Below are 5,932 nucleotides of genomic sequence, written 5' to 3' on the forward strand. Positions count from 1 at the left end.
CGCCCGGAGGAGGCCAGCCGGGCGGCACGAGTTCAGGCGCAGCGGACGGCAGCGGTTCGCGCGGCTCCTCCACGGCCCCGGCGGGCAGCACCTCCACCTCAGACGCCGGGGTTTCGGCGCCCCTCGCCTCCGCGCCCGGACGCACCGCCCTCGCCACCTCCACTGGGAGCACACAGGCCGTCGGCACCCGGCCGATCGCGGCGGGCGCCGCCTCCGCCTCCGTCTTCCTCACCCGCCAGGCCGAGGTGGAGCCGGACTCGCTCACGGTCGAGCTCGCGCGTTTCTACGGCGTCGGCTTCTCGTACACCGGGTTCTCGGCAGGCGAGACCGTCGCGGCTATGCTCCGCGACCCCGCGGGCACCAAGACTCCACTGCCGGTGCAGCCGAGCATCGCGGGTCGCGGTTCGGCCGCCGTACCCACCGCGATGATCACGAGGTCGGGTGCATACACCGTCGATCTCACGGGCGACCGAGGCGTGTCGACCAAGGTGGGCTTCCGCCTCGCCGCGAGCTCCGGCATCGGTCTCCTCCTTGAGCCGCGCGAACTCGGCGACGGCACGGTCGAGGCGCCGCGGGGCGCCGTCTGGGGCTTCGACGCGGACGAGGAGGTCGCCGTGGGCGCCTTCCGCACCACGGGCGACCGTGCCGCGCTCGCCGCCGGCGACGTGGTCGTGCAGGCCGATGCGATCGGCTGGGGCTCGCCGGCACTGGGCGACGCGATCGTCGCAGAGCCCGACTCCTCCGTGTACTGCGTGGTCGCCTTCGGCCGGGAGTCTCACCGCACTGCCGCGGTGACCGTCTCGTACCGAGACGACGAGACGACGGCAGCGGCCTGGGAGGCGCCGCAGGTCTGCGGCTCCGCCATCAGTGCCGCCCGTTCCGCGTTCATGACCACCGTGGCGGCTCCCGAGCCGGCCGGCATCACTCCGACCACCGCTCTGATGATCGGAGGCGGCGCCGTCGCCGGCTCGCTCCTCGCCTGCGCCGTTGTCCTGGTCGTCCTGCTCCGACGCCGCGCGATCACCGAGCCCCTCCTCGGCGGCCCGCAACCGCGCACCGGCGCCCACGCCTCCCGCTGAGACGCGGAACGCCCGCGGGAGCGATGCCCCACGAGCGTTCCCGGGCGACCTCCGTCAGCCGACCGCGCTGAACCTGAGCAGGATCGTCCGCGCCTCCGGCCGGAGCTGGAAGTCGGGCCAGACGTCCGGCCCGCAGCGCGCGAGCCGAGCCCGTGCTGGGCCGCGTCGATCAGCAGGACCGCGCGGGAGGACTCAGGGAGCTCGTGCGGGTGCCCGGCGGCCGCCAGCTCCTGCGGGGTGTGCCGCGCGAGGGTGAAGCCGGGGAGGCGGCCGTGCAGATCGCGCGCGGCCTCGACGCGGAGGCGGGGGATTCCCGCCTCCCTGAGCGTCAGTTCGCGCACGGCGCTGCGGTGACCGCTCTCCTGCGGTCGCGCGTACGCCGTGGTGAGCTCGTCGATCCCCGCCGAGAACCGGCCGACCCGTGCGGCACGGAGCTGTCGGGGTACGACTCCCGCGGGCCGGTGCCGAACCACTCCGCGCCGTCGATCGAGGCGGGCAGGTCGAACCGGATGCCCAGCCTCGGCCAGACGAGGTCCCATCCTCGCGTGGGAGCGAGGTCGACCCGGAGGACGGTGCTCGACCCGTCGACGCTCCAGTGCTCCTCCATCAGCAGGGCCGCGTCGAGGTCGGCGGCCGAGACCCGGGTGCGGCGGCGCACGCCCGCCGTGCTGTCGACCTCCTCCACCCGCGCCACGAGGCGGTCGAGCCCGGCCTCGCGCCAGCGGGCGGAGGAGGAGGGGGCCGGCGTCCCGGTGCCGTTCCCGTCGAAGGGATCCCCCGAGACGTAGCCGGGGAAGCCGTCGCCCTCGTCGTTGTCGGTCGGAGCGCGCCAGAGCTCGGCCCGCGGGCCGTCGACGGCGAGACCGGCAATCGACGTGAGTCGGCCGTGACGGAAGCGGGCGAGTCCGAGCGCGCCGTCCTCGGCGGGCGGGGCGCTGCGGACGGCGCGTGTCCAGGCGGGGGCGGCGGCTGGTGCGGAGAGGAGGTGCTGGCCGGTGGAGAGGACGTGGCCCTCCTCCGCCCAGGGCGTCGCAGAGGCGAGCACCGCATCGACCGTGAGCCAGCCCTCGCCTCCCGTCGGCGGCACGAACCCGGGCAGCGCGACGTGCACAGCCTCGCCCGCCGGGACGGTCGGGGCCTCGAGCACGCCCTCGTCCGTGATCCGGCCGTCCAGCTCGACGCGCCAGGTGAAGCGCAGGTCGGCGGTGGAGGCGTCGTGGCGTCGGTTCTCGATGACGACCCCGTCGGCGCGCACGGTGAGGCGCACCGGGGCGACGATCTGCTTCCACTCGAACAGGCCCGGGCTGGGCGTGCCGTCCGAGAGCACCATGCCGTCCATCACGAAGTTGCCGTCGTGCAGCACCTCGCCGAAGTCCCCGCCGTAGGCGTAGTACTCGATGCCCTCGGACGTCCGGGCGCGGAGACCGTGGTCGCGCCACTCCCAGACGAAGCCGCCGTGCAGGCGTGGATAGCGCTCGACGAGGTCCTCGTACTGGTCGATCGCGCCGGGGCCGTTGCCCATCGCGTGCACGTACTCGCAGAGCAGGAACGGCTTGGCGCGCTGACGTGCGGACTCGCCGGGGGAGCAGCCGAGCAGCGGGGTCCGCGAGTCGTCGCGGCCGATCTGCTCCGTCTCGGGGACGGAGGAGTACATCCGCGAGTAGACGTCCGTGTAGGCACCGGAGTAGTCGCCCTCGTAGTGCACCGGGCGCTCCGGGTCGCGGCCGTGCACCCACGCCGACATCGCGGCGAGGTTCGCGCCGGTGCCGGACTCGTTGCCGAGCGACCAGAGCACGATGCTCGGGTGGTTCTTGTCGCGCTCGACGGTCCGTTCGATCCGGTCGAGGTAGGCCTCGCGCCAGGCAGGGTCGTCGCTCGGATTCCCCGCCCAGCCGTAGCGCTCGAAGCCGTGCGTCTCGAGGTCGCACTCGAGGATCACCCAGAACCCGAGCTCGTCGGCGAGGTCGAGCAGGCGGGGATGCGGCGGGTAGTGGCTGGTACGGATCGCAGTGACGTTGAACCGCTTCATCATCGCGAGGTCCTCGCGGGCGAAGTCCTCGTCGAACGCCCGCCCGCGGTCGGGATGCGTCTCATGGCGGTTCACGCCGTGGAACACGACGCGCTCGCCGTTCACGAGGAAGCGGTCGCCCCGGATCTCGATCGTGCGGAAGCCGAGCCGGAGCGAGACGGTCTCGCTCGCGGACGAGAGCTGCGCGTCGTAGAGACGCGGCGCCTCCGCCGACCACGGCTCGACGGCCGGCAGCTCGATCGGCGCGACCTCCTCGGCCGAGCTCCAGACCGTCTCGACGCCCAGCTCGGGCACGCGGAGGGTCAGCGGATAGGCGGCCGCTGCCGCCGTCACCTCGGTCTCGATGCGGCCGGCGCCGTCGGCGAAGGAGGTGCGCAGCCAGACGTCCTCGATCCCGCCGACGGGGCGCGCGAGCAGGTGCACCGATCGGAAGATCCCCGGCAGCCACCACTGGTCCTGGTCCTCGACGTAGCTCGCGGCCGACCACTGGTGGACCCGCACGACGACGAGGTTCCGGCCAGGTCGGACCACGCCAGTGACGTCGAACTCCTGAGCGAGCCGGCTGCCGGAGCCGATGCCGACCTCGACGCCGTTCACCCAGAGGCGGTACCGCGACTCCACTCCGTCGAAGCGCAGCACCACCGCCTCGGCCCGGTCCCACGACTCCGGCACCTCGATGGTGCGTCGGTAGTCGCCGGTCGGATTCTCGTCGGGCACGAACGGAGGCTCGGTCGCGAACGGGTACTGGACGTTCGTGTACGCGGGTCGGCCGTAGCGGCCGTCACCCTCGAGCACCCAGTGCGAGGGCACCCGCAGCAGATCCCAGTCGGAGTCGTCGAACGACTCCGCCCCGACGGCGTCCACCTCCTCGCCGTCCGGCAGCGCGTCGGCGCCACCGGGCGTTCCCGGTGCAGCGGGCAGGAGGCGGAAGCGCCACTCCCCGTCGAGCGAGAGCGCCGGCGCGTCGGTGTGCAGCCAGGAACGGGCCGCGCGTCGGCGGCCCGAGCCCGGACCGGTGTCGGTGAGGTAGTGGGCGCTCGTCGGGGTGGTCGTCACTTCACGGAACCTTCCGTCAGGCCACCTCGCCAGAAGCGCTGCAGCACGATCATGGCGATGGCGAGCGGGATGATCGACAGCAGCACGCCGCCGGTCGTCAGCTCGTAGAACTCGGGCAGGCGATCGACCTGACCGAGCCAGTTGTTGAGACCGAGGGTGATCGGGAACAGGTTCGTGTCCGAGAGCATGACCAGCGGCAGGAAGTAGTTGTTCCAGATCCCGACCAGCTGGAAGAGGAACACAGTCACCAGCGCGGGTGTGAGGATGCGCAGCCCGAGGGTGTGGAAGATCCGCAGCTCGCCGGCGCCGTCGATCCGCGCCGCCTCGATGATCGCCGTGTCGACGGTGGCCTGCGCGTAGATGCGGCAGAGGAACAGTCCGAACGGCGAGACGAGCGAGGGGATCAGCACGCTCCAGTAGGTGTTCGCGATACCCATCTGACTGAAGAGCAGGAACAGCGGGAGAGCGGTCGCGGTGCCGGGCACGAGGACTCCGGCGAGGATGGTGCCGAAGACCAGACGGCTGCCGCGGAACTCGTACTTCGCGAGCGCGTAGCCTCCGGCCGCCGCGAGGTAAGTGGCGAGCAGTGCGCCGACTCCCGCGTAGAGGACGGAATTGAGGAACCAGCGGACGAAGATGCCGTCGCCGTACGTGAGCACCTGGTTCAGGTTGTCCCAGAGCGCGAAGGTCGGGGCGAACCAGAAGCCGTTGGTGGCGAAGAGGTCCTCGGTGCTCTTGGTCGCCGCGACGACGACCCAGTAGACGGGGACGAGGAAGTAGACGGCGACGAGCACGAGGACCGCGGTGACGATGATCGTCGAGGCGCGGCTGCGTCCGGCCGAGCGGTCGGGCCCCCGGCCGGCCTTCGCAGGACGGTCGGCGGTGACGACTCCGGTGGTCGTGGTCGGCTGGGTCTCGGTGCGGCTCATGACGACCTCCTGTTCGAGATCGAGAGGAACGTGAAGGAGAGCAGGAACGCGACCAGCGCGATCAGGACGGCCTGCGCGGCGGCGACGTTGTAGTCGTTGTAGGCGAAGGCGGTGGTGTAGGCGCTGAGGTTCGGCGTGTACTGGCTGTCGATGGCCGGAGCGACGGTCTTGAGCACCTGGGCCTCGGCGAAGAGCTGTAGCGTGCCGATGATCGAGAAGATCGTGGTCAGCACCAGCGCCGGACGGATCAGCGGCAGCTGGATGCTGCGCGCGACGCGCCAGGTGGTGGCGCCGTCGACCTTGGCGGCCTCGTAGAGCTCGACCGGGATCGCCTTCAGCTGGGCGACGATGATCAGCATGTTGTAGCCGGTGTAGCTCCAGAGCGAAATGTTCGCGATCGACCACAGCACCGAGTTCGCGCCGAGGAAGTCGGGCTCGAGCCCCACCACGTTCGCCGCGTCGATGATCGGGCTGAGCCCGGGGACGTACAGAAACGACCACAGGATCGTCGCGATCACTCCCGGCACTCCGTAGGGGAGGAAGTAGGCCGCACGGAAGAAGCCGGGGAACTTCGCCGAGGCCGATTCGAGCATCAGCGCGAGCACCGTGCAGAGCGCGATCATCACCGGCACCTGCACGATGCCGAAGAGGAACATCCGTCCGATGGAGGCGATGAAGTTGCCGTCGGCGAGGGCCTGCGCGTAGTTGTCGAAGCCCGCGAACCCGCTCGTCACTCCTGCCTCGCCGAAGAGACCCGAACGGGTCACCCTCGTGAAGCTGGAACCGACGGCGACCACGATCGGGACGATGAAGGTCAGCACGAACAGGGCGAGGAAGGG

Annotated in this window: 4 protein-coding genes and 1 pseudogene; 1 reads left to right on the forward strand and 4 read right to left on the reverse strand. The window is 71.4% G+C overall.

Annotated features, from left to right (window positions below; genetic code table 11):
- A partial coding sequence (locus ACH61_RS17530) for a hypothetical protein (protein WP_201787615.1) occupies positions 1-1,079 on the forward strand: 1,079 nt, incomplete at its 5' end.
- 185 nt (positions 1,080-1,264) lie between these two features.
- Here ACH61_RS17530 and ACH61_RS19500 read toward each other — a convergent pair.
- From ACH61_RS19500 to ACH61_RS13570, 4 genes and pseudogenes are all read right to left on the reverse strand, one after another.
- Positions 1,265-1,477: pseudogene (locus ACH61_RS19500) on the reverse strand (beta-galactosidase small subunit-related protein); the annotation flags it as partial.
- Positions 1,408-4,164, reverse strand: a complete 2,757-nt coding sequence (locus tag ACH61_RS13560; protein ID WP_330220179.1) for a glycoside hydrolase family 2 TIM barrel-domain containing protein — start codon at positions 4,162-4,164, stop codon at positions 1,408-1,410. The gene ACH61_RS13560 and the pseudogene ACH61_RS19500, both read right to left, overlap by 70 nt.
- Positions 4,161-5,093, reverse strand: a complete 933-nt coding sequence (locus tag ACH61_RS13565; RefSeq protein ID WP_068212952.1) for a carbohydrate ABC transporter permease — start codon at positions 5,091-5,093, stop codon at positions 4,161-4,163. The genes ACH61_RS13560 and ACH61_RS13565 overlap by 4 nt, the downstream gene beginning before the upstream one ends.
- On the reverse strand, positions 5,090-5,932 hold an 843-nt coding region (locus tag ACH61_RS13570; RefSeq protein ID WP_068212954.1), incomplete at its 5' end, for a carbohydrate ABC transporter permease. The genes ACH61_RS13570 and ACH61_RS13565, both read right to left, overlap by 4 nt.

The sequence above is a fragment of the Rathayibacter tanaceti genome (assembly GCF_001634385.1).
Classification (GTDB): domain Bacteria; phylum Actinomycetota; class Actinomycetes; order Actinomycetales; family Microbacteriaceae; genus Rathayibacter; species Rathayibacter tanaceti.

Excerpts from the sequence above, each read along its gene's own strand:
- ACH61_RS13565 (WP_068212952.1), bottom strand. The coding sequence starts at position 5,093 with ATGAGCCGCACCGAGACCCAGCCGACCACGACCACCGGAGTCGTCACC.